At 43.9% G+C, this 24,950-nt stretch carries 26 protein-coding genes and 2 pseudogenes; 18 read left to right on the top strand and 10 right to left on the bottom strand.

Going from position 1 to position 24,950, the window contains the following annotated elements; translation table 11 throughout:
• The first annotated feature begins 190 nt into the window (after window positions 1-190).
• Window positions 191-1,894, top strand: a complete 1,704-nt coding sequence (locus AC3CH3_RS06660; RefSeq protein WP_019826039.1) for an FAD-dependent oxidoreductase — start codon at window positions 191-193, stop codon at window positions 1,892-1,894.
• A gap of 152 nt (window positions 1,895-2,046) precedes the next feature.
• Here AC3CH3_RS06660 and AC3CH3_RS06655 read toward each other — a convergent pair whose 3' ends face one another.
• From AC3CH3_RS06655 to pnuC, 3 genes are all read right to left on the bottom strand, one after another.
• Window positions 2,047-2,727 (bottom strand): Crp/Fnr family transcriptional regulator, encoded by a 681-nt coding sequence (locus AC3CH3_RS06655; RefSeq protein WP_019826041.1) that lies wholly within the window; start codon window positions 2,725-2,727, stop codon window positions 2,047-2,049.
• Between the two features lie 126 nt (window positions 2,728-2,853).
• A complete protein-coding gene (locus AC3CH3_RS06650; protein WP_019826044.1) occupies window positions 2,854-3,582 on the bottom strand; it encodes a nucleoside phosphorylase in 729 nt (242 codons plus the stop codon).
• A gap of 8 nt (window positions 3,583-3,590) precedes the next feature.
• The gene (pnuC, locus tag AC3CH3_RS06645; protein WP_017069647.1) at window positions 3,591-4,325 is read right to left on the bottom strand and encodes a nicotinamide riboside transporter PnuC; all 735 of its coding nucleotides are present in this window, start codon (window positions 4,323-4,325) and stop codon (window positions 3,591-3,593) included.
• A gap of 365 nt (window positions 4,326-4,690) precedes the next feature.
• Here pnuC and AC3CH3_RS06640 point away from each other — a divergent pair, with 365 nt between their 5' ends.
• Window positions 4,691-4,894 carry a hypothetical protein gene (locus AC3CH3_RS06640; RefSeq protein ID WP_017065471.1) on the top strand — a complete coding sequence of 68 codons (204 nt, stop codon included), beginning with the start codon at window positions 4,691-4,693 and terminating at the stop codon, window positions 4,892-4,894.
• A gap of 42 nt (window positions 4,895-4,936) precedes the next feature.
• Here AC3CH3_RS06640 and AC3CH3_RS06635 read toward each other — a convergent pair whose 3' ends face one another.
• Complete coding sequence (locus AC3CH3_RS06635) at window positions 4,937-6,028, bottom strand: transporter substrate-binding domain-containing protein (RefSeq protein ID WP_488538017.1); 1,092 nt, start codon at window positions 6,026-6,028, stop codon at window positions 4,937-4,939.
• 220 nt (window positions 6,029-6,248) lie between these two features.
• Entirely contained in the window at window positions 6,249-6,686 is a 438-nt protein-coding gene (locus tag AC3CH3_RS06630) for a PaaI family thioesterase (protein WP_019826046.1), read from the bottom strand.
• A 34-nt stretch (window positions 6,687-6,720) separates the two neighbouring features.
• Between AC3CH3_RS06630 and AC3CH3_RS06625 the strand changes: the two genes are divergently transcribed.
• Window positions 6,721-6,999, top strand: coding sequence for a DUF134 domain-containing protein (locus AC3CH3_RS06625; RefSeq protein WP_019826047.1), 279 nt, complete (start codon window positions 6,721-6,723; stop codon window positions 6,997-6,999).
• Between the two features lie 52 nt (window positions 7,000-7,051).
• Here AC3CH3_RS06625 and nqrM read toward each other — a convergent pair whose 3' ends face one another.
• Entirely contained in the window at window positions 7,052-7,249 is a 198-nt protein-coding gene (nqrM, locus tag AC3CH3_RS06620) for a (Na+)-NQR maturation NqrM (RefSeq protein ID WP_488538016.1), read from the bottom strand.
• Window positions 7,246-7,692 carry a NifB/NifX family molybdenum-iron cluster-binding protein gene (locus AC3CH3_RS06615; RefSeq protein WP_019826048.1) on the bottom strand — a complete coding sequence of 149 codons (447 nt, stop codon included), beginning with the start codon at window positions 7,690-7,692 and terminating at the stop codon, window positions 7,246-7,248. The genes nqrM and AC3CH3_RS06615 overlap by 4 nt, the downstream gene beginning before the upstream one ends.
• Window positions 7,693-8,168: 476 nt before the next feature.
• Here AC3CH3_RS06615 and AC3CH3_RS06610 point away from each other — a divergent pair, with 476 nt between their 5' ends.
• From AC3CH3_RS06610 to tsgA, 11 genes and pseudogenes are all read left to right on the top strand, one after another.
• Window positions 8,169-8,891, top strand: a complete 723-nt coding sequence (locus AC3CH3_RS06610) for a DUF1007 family protein (RefSeq protein WP_488538015.1) — start codon at window positions 8,169-8,171, stop codon at window positions 8,889-8,891.
• 77 nt (window positions 8,892-8,968) lie between these two features.
• Window positions 8,969-10,066, top strand: a complete 1,098-nt coding sequence (locus AC3CH3_RS06605; RefSeq protein ID WP_488538014.1) for a nickel/cobalt transporter — start codon at window positions 8,969-8,971, stop codon at window positions 10,064-10,066.
• An 858-nt stretch (window positions 10,067-10,924) separates the two neighbouring features.
• Window positions 10,925-11,140 carry a hypothetical protein gene (locus tag AC3CH3_RS06600; RefSeq protein WP_488538013.1) on the top strand — a complete coding sequence of 72 codons (216 nt, stop codon included), beginning with the start codon at window positions 10,925-10,927 and terminating at the stop codon, window positions 11,138-11,140.
• Window positions 11,141-11,152: 12 nt separating this feature from the next.
• Window positions 11,153-13,135, top strand: a complete 1,983-nt coding sequence (locus AC3CH3_RS06595; protein WP_488538012.1) for a choice-of-anchor X domain-containing protein — start codon at window positions 11,153-11,155, stop codon at window positions 13,133-13,135.
• 467 nt (window positions 13,136-13,602) lie between these two features.
• The gene (locus AC3CH3_RS06590; protein ID WP_488538011.1) at window positions 13,603-14,097 is read left to right on the top strand and encodes a YcxB family protein; all 495 of its coding nucleotides are present in this window, start codon (window positions 13,603-13,605) and stop codon (window positions 14,095-14,097) included.
• Between the two features lie 79 nt (window positions 14,098-14,176).
• Window positions 14,177-14,902 (top strand): metallophosphoesterase family protein, encoded by a 726-nt coding sequence (locus tag AC3CH3_RS06585; RefSeq protein ID WP_488538010.1) that lies wholly within the window; start codon window positions 14,177-14,179, stop codon window positions 14,900-14,902.
• A 461-nt stretch (window positions 14,903-15,363) separates the two neighbouring features.
• Window positions 15,364-16,272 carry a LysR family transcriptional regulator gene (locus tag AC3CH3_RS06580; RefSeq protein WP_488538009.1) on the top strand — a complete coding sequence of 303 codons (909 nt, stop codon included), beginning with the start codon at window positions 15,364-15,366 and terminating at the stop codon, window positions 16,270-16,272.
• Window positions 16,273-16,400: 128 nt separating this feature from the next.
• A pseudogene (locus AC3CH3_RS06575) lies at window positions 16,401-17,120 on the top strand (MFS transporter); the annotation flags it as partial.
• Window positions 17,121-17,195: 75 nt separating this feature from the next.
• Entirely contained in the window at window positions 17,196-18,116 is a 921-nt protein-coding gene (locus AC3CH3_RS06570; protein ID WP_488538008.1) for an IS5 family transposase, read from the top strand.
• Window positions 18,117-18,169: 53 nt separating this feature from the next.
• A pseudogene (locus tag AC3CH3_RS06565) lies at window positions 18,170-18,679 on the top strand (phosphorylase family protein); the annotation flags it as partial.
• Between the two features lie 77 nt (window positions 18,680-18,756).
• The gene (tsgA, locus tag AC3CH3_RS06560; protein ID WP_488538007.1) at window positions 18,757-19,929 is read left to right on the top strand and encodes an MFS transporter TsgA; all 1,173 of its coding nucleotides are present in this window, start codon (window positions 18,757-18,759) and stop codon (window positions 19,927-19,929) included.
• A gap of 118 nt (window positions 19,930-20,047) precedes the next feature.
• Here the strand turns inward: tsgA and AC3CH3_RS06555 are convergent, their stop codons facing one another.
• The gene (locus AC3CH3_RS06555; protein WP_065112309.1) at window positions 20,048-20,722 is read right to left on the bottom strand and encodes a Crp/Fnr family transcriptional regulator; all 675 of its coding nucleotides are present in this window, start codon (window positions 20,720-20,722) and stop codon (window positions 20,048-20,050) included.
• A gap of 219 nt (window positions 20,723-20,941) precedes the next feature.
• The gene (locus AC3CH3_RS06550) at window positions 20,942-21,280 is read right to left on the bottom strand and encodes a hypothetical protein (protein WP_009846986.1); all 339 of its coding nucleotides are present in this window, start codon (window positions 21,278-21,280) and stop codon (window positions 20,942-20,944) included.
• 169 nt (window positions 21,281-21,449) lie between these two features.
• On the opposite strand from AC3CH3_RS06550, the gene folK reads away from it, so the two are divergent.
• From folK to folM, 4 genes are all read left to right on the top strand, one after another.
• Entirely contained in the window at window positions 21,450-21,947 is a 498-nt protein-coding gene (gene folK / locus AC3CH3_RS06545; RefSeq protein WP_488538006.1) for a 2-amino-4-hydroxy-6-hydroxymethyldihydropteridine diphosphokinase, read from the top strand.
• Window positions 21,948-22,043: 96 nt separating this feature from the next.
• The gene (gene folX / locus AC3CH3_RS06540; RefSeq protein ID WP_017096429.1) at window positions 22,044-22,421 is read left to right on the top strand and encodes a dihydroneopterin triphosphate 2'-epimerase; all 378 of its coding nucleotides are present in this window, start codon (window positions 22,044-22,046) and stop codon (window positions 22,419-22,421) included.
• A 10-nt stretch (window positions 22,422-22,431) separates the two neighbouring features.
• Window positions 22,432-23,070 carry a GTP cyclohydrolase I FolE gene (gene folE / locus AC3CH3_RS06535; RefSeq protein ID WP_017080608.1) on the top strand — a complete coding sequence of 213 codons (639 nt, stop codon included), beginning with the start codon at window positions 22,432-22,434 and terminating at the stop codon, window positions 23,068-23,070.
• A complete protein-coding gene (folM, locus tag AC3CH3_RS06530) occupies window positions 23,067-23,783 on the top strand; it encodes a dihydromonapterin reductase (RefSeq protein WP_019826095.1) in 717 nt (238 codons plus the stop codon). The genes folE and folM overlap by 4 nt, the downstream gene beginning before the upstream one ends.
• Before the next feature lie 239 nt (window positions 23,784-24,022).
• On the opposite strand, the gene AC3CH3_RS06525 is transcribed toward folM, so the two are convergent.
• The gene (locus AC3CH3_RS06525; protein WP_488537951.1) at window positions 24,023-24,943 is read right to left on the bottom strand and encodes an IS5 family transposase; all 921 of its coding nucleotides are present in this window, start codon (window positions 24,941-24,943) and stop codon (window positions 24,023-24,025) included.
• Window positions 24,944-24,950 lie beyond the last annotated feature (7 nt).

Here is a 24,950-nt window from a genome sequence, read left to right as displayed (position 1 = left end):
CAAACGCTCAATCCCGAGGTGATAGCTTTAAATTAATATTAGACAATGCTAATTTACATCTTTATAGTATCTAGGTATTTCGAAAACTACTCAATCGCCGGCGACCAGCCAGTACTGATCATTAAGAAGATACAAGCTCTATGCTCGGCAATTTGTATAGTTAAACTTAGAGACAGTAATAGGTAAACGTATGACTAAAATTGTAATCATCGGTGGCGTAGCTGGAGGTGCTTCAGCTGCTGCACGCGCTCGTCGTCTTAGTGAAGAAGCCGAAATCATAATGTTTGAACGAGGACCATTCGTCTCTTTTGCCAACTGTGGATTGCCATACCACATAGGTGGCGATATCGAAGATAGAAGCAAGCTTCTGTTACAAACACCTGAAAGCTTCTTAGCTCGCTTCAACGTTGACGCACGAGTGATGAACGAAGTTACCTCTATTGATCGCACCAATAAAACCGTTACAGTCAAAAATCTTGTTGATGGTAATCACTACAGCGAGAGTTACGACTTCTTATTACTCAGCCCTGGAGCCGGTGCCGTCGTTCCTCCCATCTCAGGAATCGATAACCCCCTCACCCATTCACTACGCAATATTCCAGATATGGACCGCATCATCGAAACAATCCAAATGAATAAACCTGAGCACGCGACAGTTGTTGGCGGTGGCTTTATCGGCTTGGAAATGATGGAAGCGTTTCATCAGCTTGGGATCAAGACTTCGTTGATTGAGATGGCTGACCAAGTAATGACGCCTGTAGACCGGGAAATGGCCGGCTTTGCCCATGCGGAGATTCGTGACAAAGGCATCGACCTAAAACTCGGCGTCGCGCTTGAGTCTGTGAAATATATACCTAACGAACACATCGCCAGTTTTGATTCAGGCGAGAGCGAGAAGCACCAACACATAGAGGGTGAATTAGAATTAACACTTAATAATGGCGAGTCATTAACTACTGATATCTTAATCATGGCTATCGGTGTGCGTCCTGAGACTAAGTTAGCAAAAGAAGCAGGACTTCAAATTGGCGAACTAGGTGGTATCTACACCAATGAAATGATGCAGACTAGCGATCCTAGCATCTACGCTGTGGGGGATGTGGTCGAAGAAAAAGACTTTGTCACAGGTGCACAAACTCTAGTTCCGCTTGCTGGCCCTGCTAACCGTCAAGGTCGTATGGCTGCCGACAACATGCTCGGACGCAATGAAATCTATCAAGGTACACAGGGCACAGCTATCTGTAAGATTTTTGACCTAGCCGTTGCCTCAACAGGGAAAAACGAAAAACAGTTGAAGCGTGAAGGCGTCGACTATGAAAAAGTCTATGTGCATACCGCAAGCCACGCTAGCTACTATCCTGGCGCTGAGATTGTCTCATTCAAGATGTTATTCGCCCCTAAGACAGGGAAAATACTAGGTGCGCAAGCCGTCGGTAAAGATGGCGTTGATAAACGCATTGATGTTATGGCAGTAGCTCAACGTGCAGGTATGACCGTTGATCAGCTTCAACACCTTGAATTAACCTATGCACCACCTTACGGGAGTGCCAAGGACGTGATTAACCAAGCCGCATTTGTTGCCAACAATATTATTAAAGGTGACGCGACACCTATTCATTTCGATGAGATTGCAACATTAAGCGACAACCAACTCCTACTCGATGTTCGTAACCCTGGCGAACTAGAAAATGGTGGCTTTATTGAAGGCGCAATCAACATTCCTGTCGACCAACTGCGTGATCGAATGAGTGAGCTCCCAGCAGACAAAGAGATTGTAATCTACTGCCAAGTCGGGTTACGTGGTAACGTGGCTTATCGCCAACTCGTCAACAACGGCTTTAAAGCACGCAACTTAATCGGTGGTTATAGAACGCTCATGTATGCAAGAGCTTAAGGATTAATACTTAGTCGCCGGTAATGGTGCGCGGACACTTACGGGCTAGTTGCTAGTTGCTGAGAGAAAGTCGCTCATATATAGATGCGAGTAGTTAATAGTAAACATTGAAAAACCGAGCTTGGCATTTAAGTAAGTGCCAAGCTCTTTTATTATTCGTAGGAGTCAATAAAAGCTTGCAGTGCTCGCTGATCGACAATTTCTAACCCTTGATCTCCTTTTCTGATGAACCCCTTGTCTAGTAGGTCTTTAACCGCTCTTCGATACACTCTGCTCGATGTACCAAATCGTTCTGCTTCTTGATTCACTTTATCGAAACCGCCTAACACAGTGTTAGTCTCGCTTTGAACCAATAAATCATAGGCAATATTGTAGGTAATTGAGTGTAAAAGACGGTTAGTATAAATACCCATAGAGTCTTGATAATCTTCCGCTAATGCAGAGGCAAAGAAGAACATCATCTCCGGATTTTCATGTAGTGCTTCTGCTAATCTCTGAATGCAAATAACATCAACTTGCATGTGTTCATCAGCCACTACGTTCCACTGACAAGGGGTCTGCGTGAAAAACTCCATCTCACCGAAGATATGGTAATCACAATTCACTTCGCCCAATTGAAAGCGTCGCCCATTAGCCGCGGAAATACTCATAGAGACTCTTCCTGCGGGCACGACATAAAGATACTGAAGCTGCTCACCTTGACGTAGGATTTCATCATTTTGATTGAAGTAACGAGAGTTAACTTGGTGTTGGTAGATGAGATCTCTAAATTCAGAGCTTTTTTGTTCTAAGTAGTTTTTAAAGCGTCCGCTTGAGTATGGTGCAATCTTCATACTTACTCTCTCATTACATTACTGCTGTTTATATTCAAACGATTGTAACCACTTAAACCACAGGAGAGAACACAATAAAAAAGCGACGGTCTCCCATCGCTTTTATTGTTGTTTTTCGCCAGAACCTTATTGTGCAATTAATGCTTCCAGTGCCGCTAAAGATGCTAGCCGCTCTCCTTGCATCATTGCCTCTGCCTCATCGACATATTGCCCAACGCCCTCTTTTACATCTTGTTCATACAAGACAACATTGTTCAAGATAGAAGCTACATTAAGCCCTCTCAAGCGTCCAACGGTAAACAGCGCGGATGTTTCCATGTCTGCACCTAAAATGCCTTTGCCATTCCAGTACTGACAAAGCGCCTGTTCATCATCGGTATAAAAACTGTCGTGTGAGCGTACCGTGCCCAAATAGTAAGGTGTTATTTGCTGCTGCAAGAACTTGTCTAGCTCTTTAAGCAGAGAGAAGCTTGCATAAGCGGGATACGACGGTTTAACGTAAGCCGCAGATCCCCCCTCATCACGAACCGCGCCCTCTGCAATAATTAGCTCACCAAGCCCGATATGTGACTGCATTGCGCCTGCAGACCCTACTCGGACAATATGAGTCACACCACAAAACTTAAGCTCTTCTACCGCAATGATCATTGAAGGTGCGCCAATGCCAGTGCTACAAACCGATATCGCTTTCCCTTGATAGACACCCGTGAAGATTCGATACTCTCGGTTCTCAGAAACCAACTCTGCCTCTTCAAGTAAGCTCGCGATACGATTCGCTCTATCAGGCTCACCACAAACAATGACCAACGAAGCAATTTGCGTTTCATCAACGCCGATATGAGGTTGCTTTGCCATCTTCACTCCTAAGAAGCCGTTGCTTGAGTGAGTGATTTATCACTGTTTCGTTTTGCAGTTCGCGCCCACTCACGAGTACCATTTGCCGCAATAAACATTAAGATTGCGTATTGAACAGACATTGCGTAAACGCCCTGTGTCGCATAAATACCAACACTAATAATGTTAATCACAATCCACAGTATCCAGTTTTCAACATACTTACGTGTCATAAGAACTTGAGCAACAATAGATAGAATGGTCATCGTTGCATCCCAGAATGGGAACGCATCCGGTTCAAGCACTGGCTCCGCTAAATCCGCACCAAATAGATTCAGGCTATCTACCGCGATGTTTGCTAGCGCAAAGAAGAATGGGTCGATGTACATAGTTAACAAAGCAATAGAAATCGCACACGCTACGGCCGTTGCTACTAGTTTATTTTGGCTCAACCAACGAACTTCTAGCGTTTCACCTTGCTCATTAGGACGTGTCCATGCGTACCAACCGTAAATGTTGGCGCAAAAGAAAAAGAGTTGTAGAAGTAACAGTCCGTATAACTGAATTTGGAAAAAGATAACCGCGAATAAGGTGACATTCAGCAATCCGAACAGGTAGTTAATGGTTTTTTCTTGGCTTGCAAACCAAATACACAACAAACCAAACACGGTGCCGAATGCTTCAATCCAGCTCATTGCGTAGCCATCCCCTATTGGGATATTGACTAGAGTATTGTTGATATCAAGTAGGGCGAATAGGTCCATAGGGATGTCCTTTATTATTTGATTTTTGTAGCACCTATCTTATTGCGCCGATAGAAACAAAGAGGAGGACATTTGTCCCCCCTAGAATGCATGCGATCATAAATCAGAATATTAATCCGGAAAATCAATTTCACGGGAAGGTGTCATAGCCCTACCACAGTCTCGAACTCGAAACTCCAGCACCAGAACAGCCCCCCTTCCAAAAACGAAATTTTAGCTTACTGGCTTAACGCCGATATCGCGTTGACGATACCATTTGAGAAGCGCATGCTTTTATTTCGAGCAGAATAGTTGTCTAGGGTGTTAACCGTGTAATCGCCCCATAACTCGTTCTGTCCAACGTACTCAATTGAATGGCAGGTCACATGAATAAAATTATTATGTTAGTAATGGGGCTGCTTTTTACCAGTCGATTGTTTGCCAGTATTGTTCCGCATGTTGGTCAGCTTGAGCATGATGCGCCTATTCTCCTTCGCTCGGCATTGATTGTGGGTGTTGCGGCTTACGCGGTTTGGAGTGCATTCAAATACTTCAAAAAGACCAAGGCCTCAGGTTCAGATCAACTGTAACGGCGAAAGTCCAAAAGCTTTTGAATAAACCTCTAATTTCGATTACTGATCCGCGAAATAATCGACCAAGATTTTACGCCACTTTCGTGACTCACGAATCTTCAACAGGGCGCGGTTAATCTCTTCTTCGTACACGTTATTTTCAGTGATGATAAAGCCATAATTCTGCTTTTCTAGCTGATACGGCAACACTTCCAGATCTTCAAACTGCCCGCTTATTCTGCCATTACCAATCATATATTTGAGCACCACATCATCGGCAACAATCGCTTCTACTTCACCGTCCTCTAAAGCCGCCAGAAGCCTTGGCATATCGACGTAACTCTTGTGTCGAATACCGAAGCTTGTGAGCATCAAAGAAGACGTCGTTGCAACCTTTGCACCCACCTCCACATTTGCAAGATCATTCACACCTTCAATATGGGAATAGCCTCGGCTGAGAGTCAATTTACTTGCTAAAACAGCGGTAATACTGGCAATAAACAGCATACTAAACACACCAATGAACACCGTGGCAATTCGTCCAGTTAAGCTCTTAAACTCAAAGTAATTGAAAGGGCCTCGTGTGATAAAAAGTAAGCCCATAATAAAGCTTTCCAACAAACGTCCCGTTCGGCTTTTCATCGAGTAGAGCTTTTCATTCTCGCCATGCTCCAATAAGTAGAAAAACGCGCCAATTACGCCAGAGATAAAGACGACGGCACCAATGATCAACCACAGCGCGGGATTGAAGAAAATGGCATGTAAGGTTTGAAGGTAGCCCTGTTTTTTAACTGCAATAGCGAGGTGAGTTTCGTAAAAAGAGTGAGAAAAGTCAGCAAATAACTCTCGCTCTGGGGTGATTGAAATACAAGATACACCGACATCAATTTGCTCGGTTTCAATCGAATTGAGTAAGTTATCTAAGCGGTGAGTCTCTAGCGTGTACTCAACGCTCATCTCTTTGGCGATCTGCTCCCAGAGCTCGACACTAAGACCACTCCACTCGCCTTCCATAGAGCTGATGACAAAAGGAGGACATGGATAAACGCCGACTTTAAGCGGGGCGGAAGAAGCATAGCTACTGAAGAATGGAAAAAGTAAAACGATTGATAGAGCACAATATTGGAATGTCGATTTGAAGAATTTTGGCATCAGCAGCCCTCCCAAAAAAGGCAGTGATGAATTGAATCGAGTGCGGGGAACTCGCTCTAATGAACGGATTCAAGCGTGCTCAGGAAGCTCAAAGATGGATAGTGAATTCAATACTGCCTTACTAGTTTTTTCGTTATTACATTAACTATAGAAAACCTCTATTTATTGTGCAAAACAGCGGAATCAACAAACTAGCACCATCCAAGCTGTCGCTCGATAACTAGGGTGATGACATGAACTGACTTTGTGCCGACGAACATAACTTTCCGCACTGCGTAATTTGGCTTTCTAGGAAGTAGATATTACGTCTGCTTTTGACCCATTGGGCGCAAACTTCCAGTTCTTGACCAATCAAAATCGGATGGTGAAAACGAGACGTTAAACTCACCGTCATCGCTTTGATACTGTTCTGAAATAGACAATGCAGCATCGCGCTATCATGCAGTGTGGTGACTATGCCACCCTGCATAATGCCATCGTAGCCCTCAGCTTTATCTGTTGGTACAATCTTGGCCTTGGTTTTATATTTAACTACTGCCTCATGCTTAGTTAAAGTCTCATGCTCGCCAACAGCTTCAAAACAAATGGCGCTGTCGTTGAAAAAACCTTGGCTGCACACTTGGCAACGCCGATGATTGTGTGGAATGAAAACCTTCATACTTACCTTTACCCATAGATTGCTAGAGATTGATATGGCTCGACCAAAAAAACATCGCCAGTTGTGTACCCGTACGGCTTACTCTTGTTTTAAGCCCAATGGTGTTCCTATGGACGAGCTTCATAAAGAAGAATTGCTATTAGAAGAGTTAGAAGCCTTACGCTTGGCTGATCAAGAAGGATTGAGCCAGCTTGAAGCCGCCGAGCAGATGCAGGTGTCTCGCCAAACGTTCGGCAACATCATCAAGCGTGCAAGAGCCAAAGTCGCCAAGTGCATCGTCAACGGCCATGCGTTGGTGATTCAAGGCAGTTAATTCACGTGTTAGCCAGAAGTTATTTAACTCAGCGAGCGAGAACTCTTGATACTTAGCTTGATGGCTCAGTAATCTGAGATAACTTTCGGCTTTGCCCTTCACACACATCCTTGCAATTGCATTCGCGCTCAATGTCTAACTGTGCGAGTCCTCCACAACTGCCTTTGATTGGCTTGCGCGAAAAAATCACGCCTATCGCCATCAGTGTAACGACTCCGACAAACCCCAATAGCGTCAACAAAAAGGTCATTTACGGAACCCTCGAATAGCGCCTAACTGATTAGGCTGTGCCATTAAAATCGAAGCTTGTTTTTTGTGCCCTTTCTCGCCGCACATTTTATTGCTACACCCGCTATTTCGCGACTCGCGACCATAATCGAGGTCGGTTACTTCTTGTAGATTGCTAAAATCCAGAGTGGTAACTTCGGCTTTTCCTTTAGATTTAAAAACGCGAACATCATGATTGAACAAGTGCGACAGCATTTTCTTCCCGATGTGACGAACCACAACAGCTTTCACATCATAAGATTTAACTACGGACATCCATTGCTTCTTCTTATTGCACGGGCTGTCTGACTCAACCAAAGGAATAAGATGCTTTATTTGTTGTTGCTCATCGACAATCGCGATCTGTGGAGAACGGGCAAAATGGTTGCCGACATGAAGGTCACGACAAGGTATTGCGTATAACATAGTAACTTCCTGTTATTGATGATCAGAAGTTCAGCATACGCCCCGTTATTGGCATATGCCAACAACTATCATGTGAAAAATAAGATTTACTGGATCGATAGCTAAGATCACAAGCACCCAAACTTACCGTCATCTTCAGCCTATCTCAGTTACCTTTCAAATAACCATATATACTAGGGGGTAGTATTTTATGCTGGGGGTATTTTTTGCGTTGTTAATGCCTGTTATCAAGAGCCAAGCTCAAACCCATTACAAAAAGGCCTCGCACAACCGAGAGCTTAATCGACTATTCAACGTCACACACTAGTCTGAATAATGTCGAATCAGGGACCAATCAAAGATGTTTATAGGAAAAATAGGTTGGATTGAAAATCAAGGATTACAGTCGGCTTCAATGTAAACAAGCTTATAATTTGAAGTGAACAACGCATCGAGTTGTTATAGTATAACATCACACTAAATTACCATCATTTCTTATGAAACAGCCATTTATTCTAATCGATGTCATCAATCGCCTCTCCACACGCTATGTAAGCCGTTTCTCGACATGCTTTCGCTCTCTCAAGGGCTTGACTGTTGGCCTAGCATTATTGTGTTTTGCGCCAAATCTATATGCCCACCCTCACTCTTGGATAGAGATGAAAACTCACATTGAGGGCGAGAATGGCATGATTACCGGATTCTCAATGGAGTGGTCTTTTGATGCAATGACCTCGATGTACATGTTGGATGGAGAAGACGTCTCTACCGATACAGAAACTGAAACATTCAAAAAGCTCGCTGCGTCTGTAATCGAAAACATGATGTACGAGCACTACTTCACGTATTTTTATGATGGTGAAGAGCCCATCAAATATCAGGTGGTTGAGAACGCAAAGTTTGAGCGTGATAAAGCCAAGATGGTTCTAACATTTGACCTACCACTTTCTAAACCTAAGCCAGTGACACGAGACTCGCTTCGCGTATTGATTTTTGACCCTAGTTACTTTGTCGACATGTCGTGGCTATCCAATAGAGACGTGACATTGTCACCTAAACTAGCGAGGCAATGTCAGTTGGAACTAATCGAGCCCAACACGACGCCAGAACAGATGAGTTATGCGATGTCTTTACCTGTCGATGCAGATCCAGATAACACGTTAGGCCAACTGTTTACTCAATCGGTCAAGCTTCATTGTGCGGCAGTTCCTACACCCTAATAAAGCAACTCTTTACCGCCATGACGTAAGCCTCTCAATTCATTTAGAGAAAAATATCTGATATAGGTTCTTGTGAAATGCAGACAAATCAAATTAAAACAAACTATTACCTTATTAGCGCCGGAGCTTTATTGCTTGTTGCTGTCGGTGCATATCAACTGTGGTCTATGTGGCCATCGTTAGTTATCTCTAGCATCCAATGGCAAAGAGAAATCAATTCAGAGCTTGCAGACCTACTCTATGAAGCTAAGTCCAACCCTTGGGGTGCAGGCAGTTACCTTATCGGGTTCAGCTTTATCTATGGCATGCTTCATTCTCTGGGGCCTGGGCATGGCAAAGTTATCGTGTCTACTTACTTAGCGACTCACCCAACCAAAGCCAAGGCGAGTTTAGTGCTGACAATCGTATCTGCATTTTTACAAGCATTAGTCGCAATCTTATTAGTAAGCGTGTTGCTATGGGGCTTTAGCGCTTCTATGCGAATGGTGAATGACAAAGCAAATATGTTTGTTTCATTAAGCTTTGCCTTAGTCTCGGTCGTCGGCGCGCTTATATGTTGGAAGACTTTGAAAATTATCTATACCACGTTTCGCAAACCTAAACTGAAAGTGAAAGCGATCACCACATTAGCTGCCGATACGTCTTCGCCAATTACAGTCCAATCCCCAATGGCGCTTCGCTCATCAGTACCAGCTGGTTCAATGATGTTGACCCCATCAAACGCATTACAACCTGCAGAACACACTCATTCCGACCATTCACATGCCAACTGTGGGTGCGGCCACCAGCATGTTGCCGATGCAGACTCAATCAACAAAGCCTCAACGCTCCGAGAATATGCGGGAATCATCGTGACGATAGGCGTGAGACCATGTACTGGCGCGATTATGGTTCTGCTTTTCGCAAACATGATTGGTCTATATTGGATGGGTGTTGTCAGTGCTTTTGCCATGGCGATTGGTACTGCTTTCACAACCTCGGCGATTGCTATAATGACACTAACAGGCAAGAACTTGGTAAAACGCTATTTGGCAGCAGGTAACAAGAATAACAGTGCTTCACTAAAAGCCGCAGGTCATTATTTACAGCTATTCGGGGGTGTTTTACTTGTCTTAATTGGCTTGTTGCTAATGAGTGGACAAGACAGCGGTATGTCGCCTGTTTTCACTATGTAGCGAACGATGTAATAACAAACCTCAGTTTGTTGCGACCTTTACCATTTTTACTAAAAAACACTAGCCCTTATCTCTCAAATCTGAATTAACAGCCACATAATTTCTACTAACCTAACTTTGCACTGCCAGTTAGGTTAGTAGTCAGCCATTCAGAACAGCGCGCTCTATGTAGTTCTGTAACAAACCTACATCCAACTTTGATTTTCCTATTCTTAGCTACTCTTTCATAAACTAACTTAGATTGTTCTAACAATATTAGAGCACTATCCCCCTCCTTTTGAAAATAAGGACATAACTTCCGCAATCCAGAAACTGCGATCGCACTCTTCCTATTTTGAAAAAAATAGAGCAGCAGTTTTATCAATTGAGTAACAAGCCGAAATTATACCCAATAAATTTCACATCAAACTCCAAACCTTTACCTTACAACTACAGATAGAGCTTTCTTCAACCAAATTCTTGGATAACCTATACTCAAAGGTAATCAAATGAAACTATACATTCCGAGCGCCACGCTCAGTGTTTTGTTACTTTCTCCGAGTTTCGCGAGTGCCGAAGATATACCTGATTCATACGAATTGCGTAATTTTTCGATGCGCTCACAAAGCTCTGGGATAGCCCCACCGCAAGAAGAACTCGGCGTTTATGTTGTGAATTCGGGTCCTTGTCTGGATACCGGTTGTACCTATGCTTCTGGCGGACCTCTACTTATCTCTTTACCTGTTCCTATGGTCGTCAGCCCCAACGTTTTACAAAGTGACGGGAGAATTGCTCCGAGTAAACTGGGCGATATGCAGCAAAAAGGCGTTATCGGTTCTAACGCAAGGATCAGCATGCCGGTCTTCGACATAGACTCCAATGCCAAGTGGGTATGGACCACAAGCTCATCCAATCACCATAGTCAGTTACCAAGCCATTCAAACAGTACCGCAAGAAAATGATGTTGTTGTAACCTTGGCAAGCGCTAACCCAAGTTATACCAATGCATTGGGTAACGTATTGGCTAACCACTCAACAATGAAAACGGGACAAAACGTTGAACGTTTTCTACAACAAATTATTTCAATGCGCTAAGGAGTGGCCACAATGAAATTCATCAAGCAATTAGTGATGGTGTTCAGTCTTTTCTGTACCTTCATCACACCGGCTATCGCCAGTAATGCAATACCCGTTGGGATGAGTACAAGCACGACACTATCTCAACCAGTGACTAGTAACGATAACGAAGTCACAATGCTATTTACCATCGACAAAGCGGAAGCCCTAAAAGCAGAAATCATCGTGCCGTTGGATGATGCAACCGTATATTTAGTCAAGCCTAACGGGCAAGTCGCAACATCATCCAATGATGTGCAAGCGAACATACTTTCAGGTGACACACAAAGTCCGCCGCTACCGGGCAGCTATTTATTTTTGCCTGAAGTAACTAACCCTGAACCTGGCGAATGGAAGATCGTCGTTGATTTTCCAAACCCAAGTTACAACACAGTAATTATTGCTCAGGTTGCGATCCAATCCCCTATTGCGTTTGGCATGGCGATAGCTGCAAACCAATTTGTGGTCGGTGAACCAGTTCCCGTTTCTGCATTACTGACAAACAAAGGGAATCCAATCACAGGTGCCCAAACCAGCGCAGTGATCATTGATGAAGCTGGAATAAAAACACGCCTGACGCTTAAAGATGAGGGTGTCAATTTCGATGCTATTGCTAAAGATGGTGTCTACAGCAATATTTTCGTTCCACCCGCTGAAGGGGATTATCTAATTGAAGGCATAACGTCTTTTGAAGAATATGGAACAACTATCACTCGCCAGACAAGTAAAAAAATCCACGTACTACCCTCTGACATTGAATTTGTCAGCCTCTCACTCGCTCCACTGTTTTCCTCTGAAGGCTGTGTTATTGCCTTAGAGCAGCGCTTGGAACTTGATGTTAAATCCGCGGGGGATTTTGCCATTCATGGTTACCTCACCGATGGAATTGACGAGCTGAACACAAGCAAACGTCTGCAACTCAAACCTGCGAAGCAAATCGTCAATCTACAGTACTCAACTGAAGATATTTTTGGCGCGTTTGATTCAGCGTCTACTTTGACCTCCAACCCGACGATCATCTACGCAATCACTCAAGATGACATACGAATTTCAGCTCCTCGAATTCAGTTTGAAGAATTTATTGATTTAGCATCTTTTGAGCGTTGCCGCGAACCGATTGAAGTCACGGGGAGTTTAGTCACCACACCGACTATGTCGCAAGATGGAACCTACATTGATTCGCTTAGTTTTGAGTTTCCTATCCATGTTACGCGCAGTGGAACTTACACAGGTTCGGTAAATATCGTTGGTGCAGCCGGAGAGTATTTAGAGCTAGTGAGTTTCCAAGAACCGCTTGAGGCTGGCGAAAACACCATCAAGTTTACCGTTCCTGGTGACACGTTTAAGCAAGCCGATGGTCCTTATGAACTGAACGCACTGCTAATCTACAGTGGCGTTGACTCCTATCGACAAGGAGTTCTCGGTCAAACTCCACCATACCAAGCCTCTGATTTCAGTCCGCCAGTGAATGTGACCCTCCCCTCTAACCTATTCGGTTTGGAAAGAGAAAACTGGCAAGCAACCCCGGCAACACAAGTCACGCAACATCGTGTCGGTGGTTACTTAAGAGCGGGGGCTTCAATCCCATACGACTACGAAACACTAGCGAGTTTTGACTTAAGTGAGGTTCGAGGGAAAATTAAACAGGCAACGCTTATTGTTGATTTCGGAGATTCAACTCTTCAATTTCCATTCTACAATGTAACTGCGCATATCGTTAATCAAACTTGGTCTCCAAACACACTGGATTACGACACGTTCTGTGAGTCTTTTACAATATGTGCAGCATGGAGTAATCCACTCACTACATTCAACAACGTAGAAGCAAGGTTTACCAACTCTAAACTATTAGAAGCATTAAATGAGAAGAGAGTGTCTGGGTTGAACAAACTAGATATTGCTCTTACCTCTTCTCCCTATGAAAGAAGTTTCTTCATTAACGTTAAGCAGGTGTCATTATTCATCGAGTACTGATCCTAAAACTGAAATAGAATAAGGCCATGCCCAAGGTATCGCTTTGGGCATGGCCTCTCAGAGTGAACGGTGATGAACTTTGCAAGCTTCATATGTTTATTCTGTTAGAGCAGACTATGCCAGCCCCTCAACAGTAGTGATAAAACACGCTAATCACTATAGACTCCATCAACCAACAAAATGAGATCGAAGTTTTATCCAAAAAGGCCAGTAGTCCCAACAACCGGGTGACTCCACAGATCTATCCATCCCATCACCAATTTTTTAGGTGACTTAAAAGATGCCCCTACACTAGTCTGATAGCTAAAGTTAGAATAGACTCGTTAAGTATCATCGATTTACAAAACAGAGCCAAAATATCTAAATAAAAACAGTGAGAAGCGATACAATAATCAAGTTGCAAAATTGCAGCGTGGGACACCTGCCCACTGACAGCCCATTCACAGAGAACCATAAAGTAGCCTCACATGTCTAAAGAACCCGGTTTCACCACAGAATACACCCTCGACAAGACGTTTTTTGCAGAGTGTTATGATCAAACTAGCCTTCCGACTCAGTTTCCAAAAGCCTATCTAAAGGGAATATTGTTTCTTATTTTTGGTGTGGTTCTACTAGAGTTTGAACTATTACCTAATGGCTACGTTGGTTGGTTCTTCATTGTTTTGAGTGTGATTGAAGCATTCAGTGTGTACTGCAAAAGAACCTGGTGGTTATGGCGACAAAAGATCAGCTCAGGTGCAGGCAGCAAAATCGTCTTTCAAGGTGATGCTAACGGAGTAAGTTACAAAAACCACAAAGCGACCAACACCATCGCGTGGAGTGACATCGACCAACTTGAGCAGACCGATCTTGGTTTTATCCTGCATATCGGTAAACAGCGCCAATATGTGAGTAAATCTTGTTTAAGCGATGAAGCCATTGCCTTCATGATTGAACACCACGCCGCATCAAAAGCGAGCTAACACCAATAAATGCCTGCTGACTTAGCAGGCATTTTTCTATCACCTTTAATTCTATATATCGAATGACCAGACCATAACAATGAATACCGTGTACCAAATCAGTGATTGTCACCTTTCCGATGATTCCAGCTATGAGAACCTGCGTAGAGCTCTGGAATACGTCAGCAAAGACACAGCATGCAAGACAATTTTTCTGACTGGTGATATTTGTTGTAACCCAAAGTCTGGCGACTACGTTCGATTAGAGGCGTTCATTAGGCAACACATTAGCGACCAATCCATTTACGTGATTGCGGGTAATCATGATGACTCTCGCTTAATGCGCACAGAGCTAAAAGGCTCGACGATTTATGTCACCGACAAAGCCACCATCGGTGAACGAGAGTTTGTGTTCCTAGACTCAAGCTTCAAGCCGCTAGACAGCCGCCACCCACTTGGTTCAGGGCGTATTGATAACCGCGGCATGGCTCAGCTAAAACAACAATTGAGAAAGGCCAATGATCCTATCGTGGTTGTTCACCACCCTGTTATTCCAGTCGGAGCTGAGTGGATGAAAGCCATCCGTCTAGAGAACGATACTGATGTGATGAACATGCTTCGGAAATATCGCGTTCGTGACGTGATCTGCGGTCATGGCCATGATGGAATAACGGCGACACAACAAGGCATAACTCAATATATGGGCCCTTCGACAGCCTATGGCTTTGACCACTCGATCAATGAATACAATCGCAGCGAGAGGATAGGATTAAGTCGAATTTCGTTCTCTGCTGATTCCATCGACTACCAAGCTGTCTATTTTTGAACCCTCTGTCTTACTGTCTTAAACCTTATAGATTCGCTTTCAAATAAACCAAGCTATATAGAGAGCTATACCAATAGAAGAGACTTACAGCGATTCAATTATGAATCTGTGATTGAAGCCCACACCCCAACTTCCACAACGGGTCAACGTTCAGTAGAAGAAATTATCTGGTTAGCACTGATGACAGTAAAACAAATGCACGATTTAGTTCGGCACAATCTCGAAAACGAAAAGTTTAACAACGAAGAACTTGAAAACTAAAAGCTCGAAAACGAATAAGCGAGAAAACAGAAAGCTTGAAAGCTGAATACGTAGGATTATCGCCCCACTCTCACAAGTGACCAAAGCCTTGCAAACGTTGTTACCCTAAGGTTTGCTAGCAAGGTCTTTGTGATTGATAATAAAAGCAATATAGGCGCACGTAAGCGCTTTTTTATCACCTAGGTTTATATTGAGGCTATATGGAAATCAAAGTACTAAAAAGCTTTGTGGCTGTCGCGACACATTGCAGTTTTTCAAAAGCCGCAAAAGAGTTGAATACCGTTCAACCTGCCATTAGCCGCCATATCACAAGCCTTGAACACGAACTTGGAGTGAGCCTATTTTTCCGTACATCTCGCGAAGTCGTTATTAGCGCAGCAGGGCAGCACTTACTTAAAGATGCGATTAGACTCATCGAACAAACGGAACAAGCAAAACAGTCCGCGATTCGAGCTTCTTCTGGTTGTATTGGTACTTTAACGATTGGTTATCTTGGAGGCGCAACTCTGAGTTTTCTGCCTCGTTTAGTTCGACAGTATATTGCTGAAAACCCCAATATAGATGTTGATCTTGTTGAGATGACGGCTTCTGAACAGATCGAAGCTCTGGACAAAAGAGAGATCGATATTAGCTTCTCTCGTCCACTGCCGAACCTGCTTGTGGATGATTACACCTCGGTGACGATTTATACAGATAAGCTTGTTGCTGTTTTGCCCGTCACCCACGAGCTGGCGCAATACTCCACCATTCAAATAAAACAACTGCAGCAAGACCCTTTCATCTTATTTGAACGTGAACAAGCGCTAGGATTATTTGATTCCGTCATTACTCAATGTGACCTATCTGGCTTCTCTCCAAATATAAAAAAACAACCCAACAACATGCAAACCGTGTTAACCCAAGTATCTTCTGGCTTAGGTGTCTCTATCGCTCCGCATGCAATTCGTGATTTACGCAGTGAGGGCTGTGTATTTGTTAACCTTGAATCTGTGGATGTACAAATGCCATTAGTGATGACACACCATTCACACACTCTATCCCCAACGGCCAGAGTATTTGTTGCCGTAGTACAGAGTGAAATTGAGGCGATTCAACAAAACATGGCTTAGAAAGTTATCTATACCTGATTCGTATAGAATTTAAATCAAATGGTTATTTTTGTTATTCAATCGCTAACCTTAGACTTAGCTCATCGAAATCATTCATTAAAACGATGAACCAAAGTTAAGGTGTCACCATGTCAAAAGCGACTACAGAAGTGTTGAGCACAGGACGTTTGTTACTGATGTCGAGCGCTGTCTCGGCAACTGCTGCAAACCTTTATTATAACCAACCCATCTTACCTAAGATCGGCGCAGAGCTAGGGTTAACAAGCGAACAGCTAGGCGCAGTGCCAGCTGCCGGTCAGATTGGTTATGCCGTGGCACTGCTGTTCTTATCGCCCTTAGGAGACACGTTACCCCGCAGACGCCTAATTGCGATCTTGTCTGTCATGTTGGTGTTGTCATCTTTTGTCGCGTTTACTGCATCTAACTTAGTGGCTCTGGTTGTTGCGTGTTTTGCGATTGGCTTGAGCGCCAACATCACTCAGCAACTGATTCCATTTGCAGCTTCACTAAGTACTCCAGAAACGAAAGGGAAAGTCATTGGCACATTAATGACAGGCCTAACTGTGGGCATCTTGCTTTCGCGTACACTCAGTGGGTTCATCGGTGAGCAATTTGGGTGGCGCGCGGTATTTATGATGTCAGCAAGTATTGCGATGGTCTTTGGTGTGTTGCTGTATGCCTTTTTACCGACGAACACGCCGACAACTAAAATACCTTACCTTAAACTGGTTGCGAGCATGGCCACGTTAATCAAGCAGCATGCGACATTGCGTACTTCCGCTTTAACTGGCGCGCTTTGGTTTGCTTCGTTCAATGCGCTGTGGGCGACGTTAGCTCTGCATGTGGCTTTGTTGCGTAATTCAATGGAACTAAATCAAGAGCCTACGATCTGATCAGCTACGTTCACTCCTTCTCGTAGCTCTATGCCTAAACCTCGTTACAAAACAACCAACTGGAAGCAATACAACCAATCACTTATTAACCGTGGCTCTCTGACCTTTTGGATTGATGAAGAGGCAATAAACGGGTGGGCGCAAAGCAAACAGAGTAAGCGCGGGAGGCCACGTCGGTTCAGCGATTTAGCTATCACGACAGCGCTCATGGTGAAACGAGTTTTTTCTATGCCACTGAGAGCTCTGCAAGGGTTTATCGACTCAATATTTAGGCTTGCCCATGTTCCATTAAGTTGTCCGCATTACACCTGCATCAGTCGTAGAGCAAAGCAAGTTGAGGTCTCATTTAAGACTAAAGCGAGAGGAGCAATACAGCACCTGGCCATTGATGCAACTGGCCTAAAGGTTTATGGCGAAGGTGAATGGAAAGTCAAAAAACACGGGACAGATGGTAAGCGTAGAGTTTGGCGAAAGCTGCATATTGCCGTTGATACAAGCACTCATGAAATTATCGCAGCCGAGCTAAGTTTATCGACGGTTACAGATGGAGAAGTCCTCCCGAACTTACTGAAACAAACACGCCGAAGTATCCTTGAGGTGTCTGGTGATGGAGCTTACGACACGAGATTGTGTCATGCTGCTATTAAGATTAAGGGAGCCATTGCGCTTATTCCCCCAAGAGAAGGGGCAGCCTTCTGGGAGCGTGGTCATCCTCGAAACCTCGCCGTGGTTTGCCAGAAGTTATACGGCTCAAATAAGTATTGGAAAGAGCGGTATGGGTACCACAGACGTTCACTATCAGAAACAGCGATGTATCGAGTAAAACAGTTACTAGGAGGACGATTGAGCTTAAGACATTACAATGCGCAGGTGGGTGAGACTTACGCGATGATAAAAGCGTTGAACAAGCTTACTGGGTTAGGTATGCCTGAAACTTGTCGTATTGACTAAGAAACACACGAAATGGGGTAGCTCTATCTATAAATTTAATTACGCAACAAAGCCCATCCATGGTGCTTTACGGACACGAGTTAATTAATGATTTCGACGTGAAACGTATTATTCGCATTGGCAGTGTGGGCGCTACGCAAAAAGACGTACACATGCGTGATGTAATTCTGGCTCAAGCGGCAGGTACCGATTCGCCAACCAACGCAAAGCGCAGCAGTGGTTACCATATGGCGACATCAGCAAGCTTCGAATTACTACACAACGCGTATATGTCGGCGAAAGAAAAGAACATTGATGTCAAAGTTGGCAACGTATTTACTGGCGATCTTTACTACGATCCAGATGAAGATTTGATCCCTGCCCTAGAACGTTTTGGCGTATTAGGTATAGATATGGAAGTGGCTGGTTTGTACGGGCTAGCCCACCAATTTGGTATTGAATCTTTAGCGATATTAACTGTATCTGACCACTGCATAACGGGCGAAGAAACCACTGCAGAAGAGCGTCAACTTTCATTCAATAACATGATCGAGATAGCGTTAGAAACTGCGATTAAAGCCTAACTCTACATTGAGAGCCAATAGATTTGGCTCTCCATTATTCTAATAAAATCTTACCCTACGAGCCCTCGGAGTAATCAATGAACAACAAAATGATACTCACTGCAATAAGCTTCCTTGCCAACTTCATTATGGCAGGCTTTGCGACCCAATTTGGCATGCTAGTTGAACCGATTGCTAATGCTTTCAATGCCAACATTAATGAAGTAGCATCGATTTTCTCGCTATTAAATGGTGGCGCACTCGCCGGTACCATTGCTGCTTTCTTCCTAATTGAAAAAGTTGGCATCAAACGCATGACCGTGCTTTGTTACGGCGCAATCGCTGTGTCTGCTTTTAGCCTGTACATAGCACCATCATTATTTATTGTAATGCTATGCATGACTGTGATCGGCTTCTGTGGTGGCGTAGGTCTTTGTATTGCTGGCACAATTGTTGTTGCACTGTGGAAAGAAAAAATCCAGAGCACCATGTTGGTGGTACAAGACGCGACCTTTAACATTGCAGGTGTCGTGTTCCCAATGATCACCACTTATGTACTCACGAACTCAATGAACTGGAGTATCAGTTACTTAAGCGTAGGTATTGTGGCATTGGCAACCATGTTTGTTGCACTGCTGACTAACTTTAACCAATGTAGTGGTGAAAGTGGCGATGAGCAAGAAGTAAAGTCGGAGTGGAACTTCGGTATCATCAGTGGTGGTGTCGGTTTATTTCTGGGTATGTTGGCACTGTATACCTTCCTAACGTGGGCACCAATATTCGTAAAAGAGAAGTTCGATATCCCATTTGAGCAAGCGGGTAACATCATTACACAATATTGGTCAGCAGCACTGATTGGTGCATTAATTTCGACTGTGATTGTGTCTCGCATGAGGATTCAATACTTCCTATTGACGATAATTTCACTGGCAATGATTGTCACCAGCGTCATCGTGACGACAGGTAAATTAGAATGGTTGTCATATCTGACCTATGGTTACGGGTTCGCTTGTGCAGCTTTATACAATGCATTTATCGCTTATGGTGTGTCTTTTGTACGCAATGCAACAAGTAAAAATGTTTCTTACATTCTAATCAGTGGTAGCGCAGGTGCTATGTTTAGCCCAGCAATCAATTCTGTAATGAAGAGCATTGTTGGCTTGCAAACGGTAATGTATGCGATTCCTGTTATTTACGCAGCGGTTCTCGTGATGTTGGTTTTTTCAATGAAATACAAACCAACCGTTGGGAATCAAACGCAAGCGGCATAATCACCCATAAGTCAGCTTGTAAAAAGAAAGGTCTACACGCTGTAGACCTTTACTTAAATCGCTCCAATAGTCTTTTACTGCTTTTCTAGAAGCGGTTATAACTCTCTGCAATCTCGCCTTACTCTTCTACGAACTTTCGCAAACCTTCTAAATTCAGGATGCGAAAACCATGTTTTTCTTTCGCAATAAACCCTTTAGCCTCAAGATCTTTTACTGCACGCCTGTAAACACGATCAGATGTGGCAAATCGCTCCGCTTCAAGGTAGTTCTTTTGAAAGCCATCAACAGGAAGATCATTTAGATATTGGTGGTAAATGTCATACGCCACATTGACGCTGATAGGATGGAGTAACCGTCGAGAAAGGATCTCCACTGTATCTTGATAGTCAATTGCGATAGCACTGGCGAAATAAAGTGAGAGACGTGGTTGTTCTAGCAAACAACGCTGCAACTTTTGTGAGTCGATGATCGCCACTTCAACGGGTTCAATAGGTACTATATCCATCTGGCAACGATAACCAGTAAAAAACTCCATCTCTCCAAATACTTGCTGTTCACACTCTAGTGTTCCAAGCAAAAACGTCTTCCCATTACGAGCCGTCACACCCATAGAGATTCGGCCTGATTCAACAAGGTAAAGATTATCAACATGCTCACCTTGAGTCAGGAGCTTTTCGTTCTCATCGAAAATACGACGTGTGCAGATACAGTCACGAATAGCCTGTTCAATAAGCTGTTTATCTTCTTTCCATTCGGCTTCGAAACGTCCTTTGCCTAAAGTTTGTAATTGCATTTATTTACCATGAAAACTGAATTCAGCATACCACGCACATGCTACCACAGTATGATGTTACTACTGATATAAGAGGTAGTAAGGCACCGATGACTTTAATATCTACGCTTCCATTTAATAACCAACACCACCCTACTTCAATGGTTTATTCGCTTTCATCAGCGTTGTAATGAACGGCTAGAGCTACCAATCAACCGCTCTAAAACTACTGAATCACTCTCAGTCCATTCGAGTAATGAAGGTTTGTTCGTCATCGACAAAAGCCACATAGTCGCCGTGATAAATAAACACTCGACCTCGCCCTTCAACGATACACGCAAGCTGTGGGTTCAAATCTTCGTCAAGATTTTCACTTTGATACGTGCCAGTATCGGTGATCACACCGCGGAGTTTAGGTAAAAATCCGTAGCTGCGCTTGGCTTGATCAATCAGGCTCAATTCACTGGCGGTCGAGAAGTAAGATGGGATTGGGCCTGCATCTTCGATAAACATAGTTTTCAGTTCTTCAAAAGCTGTAATCACCAGCCAGTCGATGCCGTTAACGTGATGGATAAACATTGTCTATAAATACCTAGATTCTCGATAATTCTGATGCGGGGATTCTATCACTATCAGAGGCGATTTGCGGCAGAACCCTATTTTCTTTTATCTTCCTGTCTCTAAGAGGATGCATTTCTGATCTTCATCGCGAGTTGGACGTATAGGCTGATTAAAAGGAAGGAAAACTATGGCCACTGTCTATGTCAGCATCGGAAGCAACATTAACCGCGAACATCACGTCACAGAGTCTCTCAAAGCATTGCATGACCGCTTTGCACCGCTGCACATTTCCAAATTCTACGATTGCGAGCCTGTCGGTTTCAAAGGGGATAACTTCCTCAACCTCGTCGTTGGGTTCGAATGTAACCTGCCTGTCGCAGAGCTGGTTAAGGTTCTGCATCAAATCGAATTAGAGAACGACCGCAAGCGTCAGACCAAAGCCTATGCTTCACGCACGATGGATATCGACATCCTTCTTTATGGTAATCAAGTGGGCGTTATCGATGGTGTAGAGCTGCCTAGAGGCGAAATCACCGAGTACGCTTTTGTGCTCAGGCCATTAGTCGATATTGCTGCGCAAGAACGCCACCCCACTCTAGACATCTCATATCAGCAGCTATGGGAAAGCTTCGATCAGTTGAGCCAGAAAACCGAACCTATCCCTTTCGAGCTTAATTTTACTTAGCCTTCACATTACGGCAGAAAGAACGACTGAACTTTACTGATCTTTTCTCAAAACAATCACGTAACTGACTTCACTTTCTAAGGAATGGACACTGTTATGAACCACAACGCCATTATCACCATTACAAACCTGAGACTAAGAACCTTCATCGGCTTCAACGAAGAAGAAAAGTCTAAGCAACAAGACATCGTTATCAATGCAGAAATCCACTACCCCGCTAACAACCTTTGTCTCTCAGATGATGTGGAGAACGCACTTAACTACAAAAACATCTGCAAGAAGATCATTCAACACGTCGAATCCGGAAGGTTTCTTCTTTTAGAAAAATTGACCAGCGACGTACTCGGCATCTGTATCGATCATCCATGGGTGAAATACGCTCAAGTGAGAATCGACAAGCCTCATGCGCTACGTTTTGCTGACTCTGTTTCGCTCACCCTGAGTTATGAAGCAGACAACGACAATAATTCATAAGGATAGAGTCATGCTGAATACAGAAGCCGAAAAAGTAAGAGAAGCTTTGCTCGCAAAAGGACTTGAAACCCCAATGACTCCGAGCGAAATGAACCCTAGTCAGAAGTACAACCGCATCAAAGGGCTTTTAACAGAAGTGGTCAGTACGCTTGGGCTGGATTTAACCGATGACAGCCTTGCTGAAACACCTCATCGCATTGCAAAGATGTATGTCCATGAGATATTTTCAGGACTAGATTACGATAACTTCCCGAAAATCAGTGTTATAGAAAACAAAATGTCGGTTGATGAAATGGTCAAGGTATCGAACATAGATTTAACGTCGACGTGCGAACATCACTTCATTACCATCGATGGTTTAGCAGAAGTGGCCTATATACCTGAAAACAAGATTCTTGGGCTGTCTAAAATCAATCGTATCGTTCGATTCTTTGCTCAGCGTCCTCAGGTACAAGAACGCCTTACTCAGCAAATCCTAGTCGCGATACAGACTCTAGTGGAAACAGAAAACGTGGCCGTGACGATTAAAGCCACTCACTATTGCGTTAAATCCAGAGGCGTCATGGATGCAAACTCTGAAACCTCAACAACTGCACTCGGTGGTATTTTCAAAACTAACCCTCAAACCAGAGCTGAGTTTTTACGATGAGCGAAACGATACTAATAACCGGCGTGGGAAAGCGACTCGGCTTCGCACTGGCGGAGCAACTTTTAGCGGATGGATACAAAGTGGTTGGCACTTACCGAAGCGACTACCCTCAACTGCAATTACTGCGCGACAGTGGAGCCGACTTGCAGCAGGTAGATTTTTATCAACAAAGCAGCTTAGAGGGCTTTCTTCATTACGTGGGTCAAGAATATAAGACACTTCGAGCCATCATACATAACGCTTCTGACTGGAAGCCGGAGAACAAGAAAAACCCCAGTGAAAATGCATCCCAAATCATGCATCAGATGATGACGATTCACGCTACCGTGCCTTATTTGTTCAATTTAACACTCAAAGACCAACTGATGTCTGGCGATAAAACGTCAGACATCATCCACATCAGTGATTACGTTGCGGAAAAAGGCAGTAAAAAGCACATCGCTTACGCGGCCAGCAAAGCTGCGCTCAACAACCTAACGTTGTCATTTTCAGCAATGCTGGCTCCCAAGGTCAAAGTAAATACCCTCTCCCCAGCCATGATTAAGTTCAATGAACATGACGATGAGGCATACAAAACTAAAGCGCTGCAGAAAGCTCTGATCCCTACAGAAGCGGGCTTTGAGGAAATAATAGACGGCATCAAGTATGTTTTGGCCAGTCACTACATGACAGGAAGAACCTTACACCTTGATGGCGGAAGACATTTGAAGTGAAGCTCTTGAATTGTCGGCTTACGGTAGCATCGCAAACGTATAAACCTGATTGACTGAGCACAATCCAACATAAGGCTAAATACTATGCCGTGTCAGGAGGAACTGAACCAGGCAAATTTCCAACATGAAAAGGGCCGAGTTAGAGTTAGAGTTAGAGTTAGAACACTCCACTAAAAGCAAAAAGGGGCTTTGTTGCGTAATTAAATTTATAGATAGAGCTACCCCATTTCGTGTGTTTCTTAGTCAATACGACAAGTTTCAGGCATACCTAACCCAGTAAGCTTGTTCAACGCTTTTATCATCGCGTAAGTCTCACCCACCTGCGCATTGTAATGTCTTAAGCTCAATCGTCCTCCTAGTAACTGTTTTACTCGATACATCGCTGTTTCTGATAGTGAACGTCTGTGGTACCCATACCGCTCTTTCCAATACTTATTTGAGCCGTATAACTTCTGGCAAACCACGGCGAGGTTTCGAGGATGACCACGCTCCCAGAAGGCTGCCCCTTCTCTTGGGGGAATAAGCGCAATGGCTCCCTTAATCTTAATAGCAGCATGACACAATCTCGTGTCGTAAGCTCCATCACCAGACACCTCAAGGATACTTCGGCGTGTTTGTTTCAGTAAGTTCGGGAGGACTTCTCCATCTGTAACCGTCGATAAACTTAGCTCGGCTGCGATAATTTCATGAGTGCTTGTATCAACGGCAATATGCAGCTTTCGCCAAACTCTACGCTTGCCATCTGTCCCGTGTTTTTTGACTTTCCATTCACCTTCGCCATAAACCTTTAGGCCAGTTGCATCAATGGCCAGGTGCTGTATTGCTCCTCTCGCTTTAGTCTTAAATGAGACCTCAACTTGCTTTGCTCTACGACTGATGCAGGTGTAATGCGGACAACTTAATGGAACATGGGCAAGCCTAAATATTGAGTCGATAAACCCTTGCAGAGCTCTCAGTGGCATAGAAAAAACTCGTTTCACCATGAGCGCTGTCGTGATAGCTAAATCGCTGAACCGACGTGGCCTCCCGCGCTTACTCTGTTTGCTTTGCGCCCACCCGTTTATTGCCTCTTCATCAATCCAAAAGGTCAGAGAGCCACGGTTAATAAGTGATTGGTTGTATTTCTTCCAGTTGGTTGTTTTGTAACGAGGTTTAGGCATAGAGCTA

Source organism: Vibrio sp. QJM3NY_35, assembly GCF_057785915.1.
The sequence above is the reverse complement of the archived record's forward strand: the minus strand, read 5'-3'. Positions and strand labels throughout refer to the sequence as shown.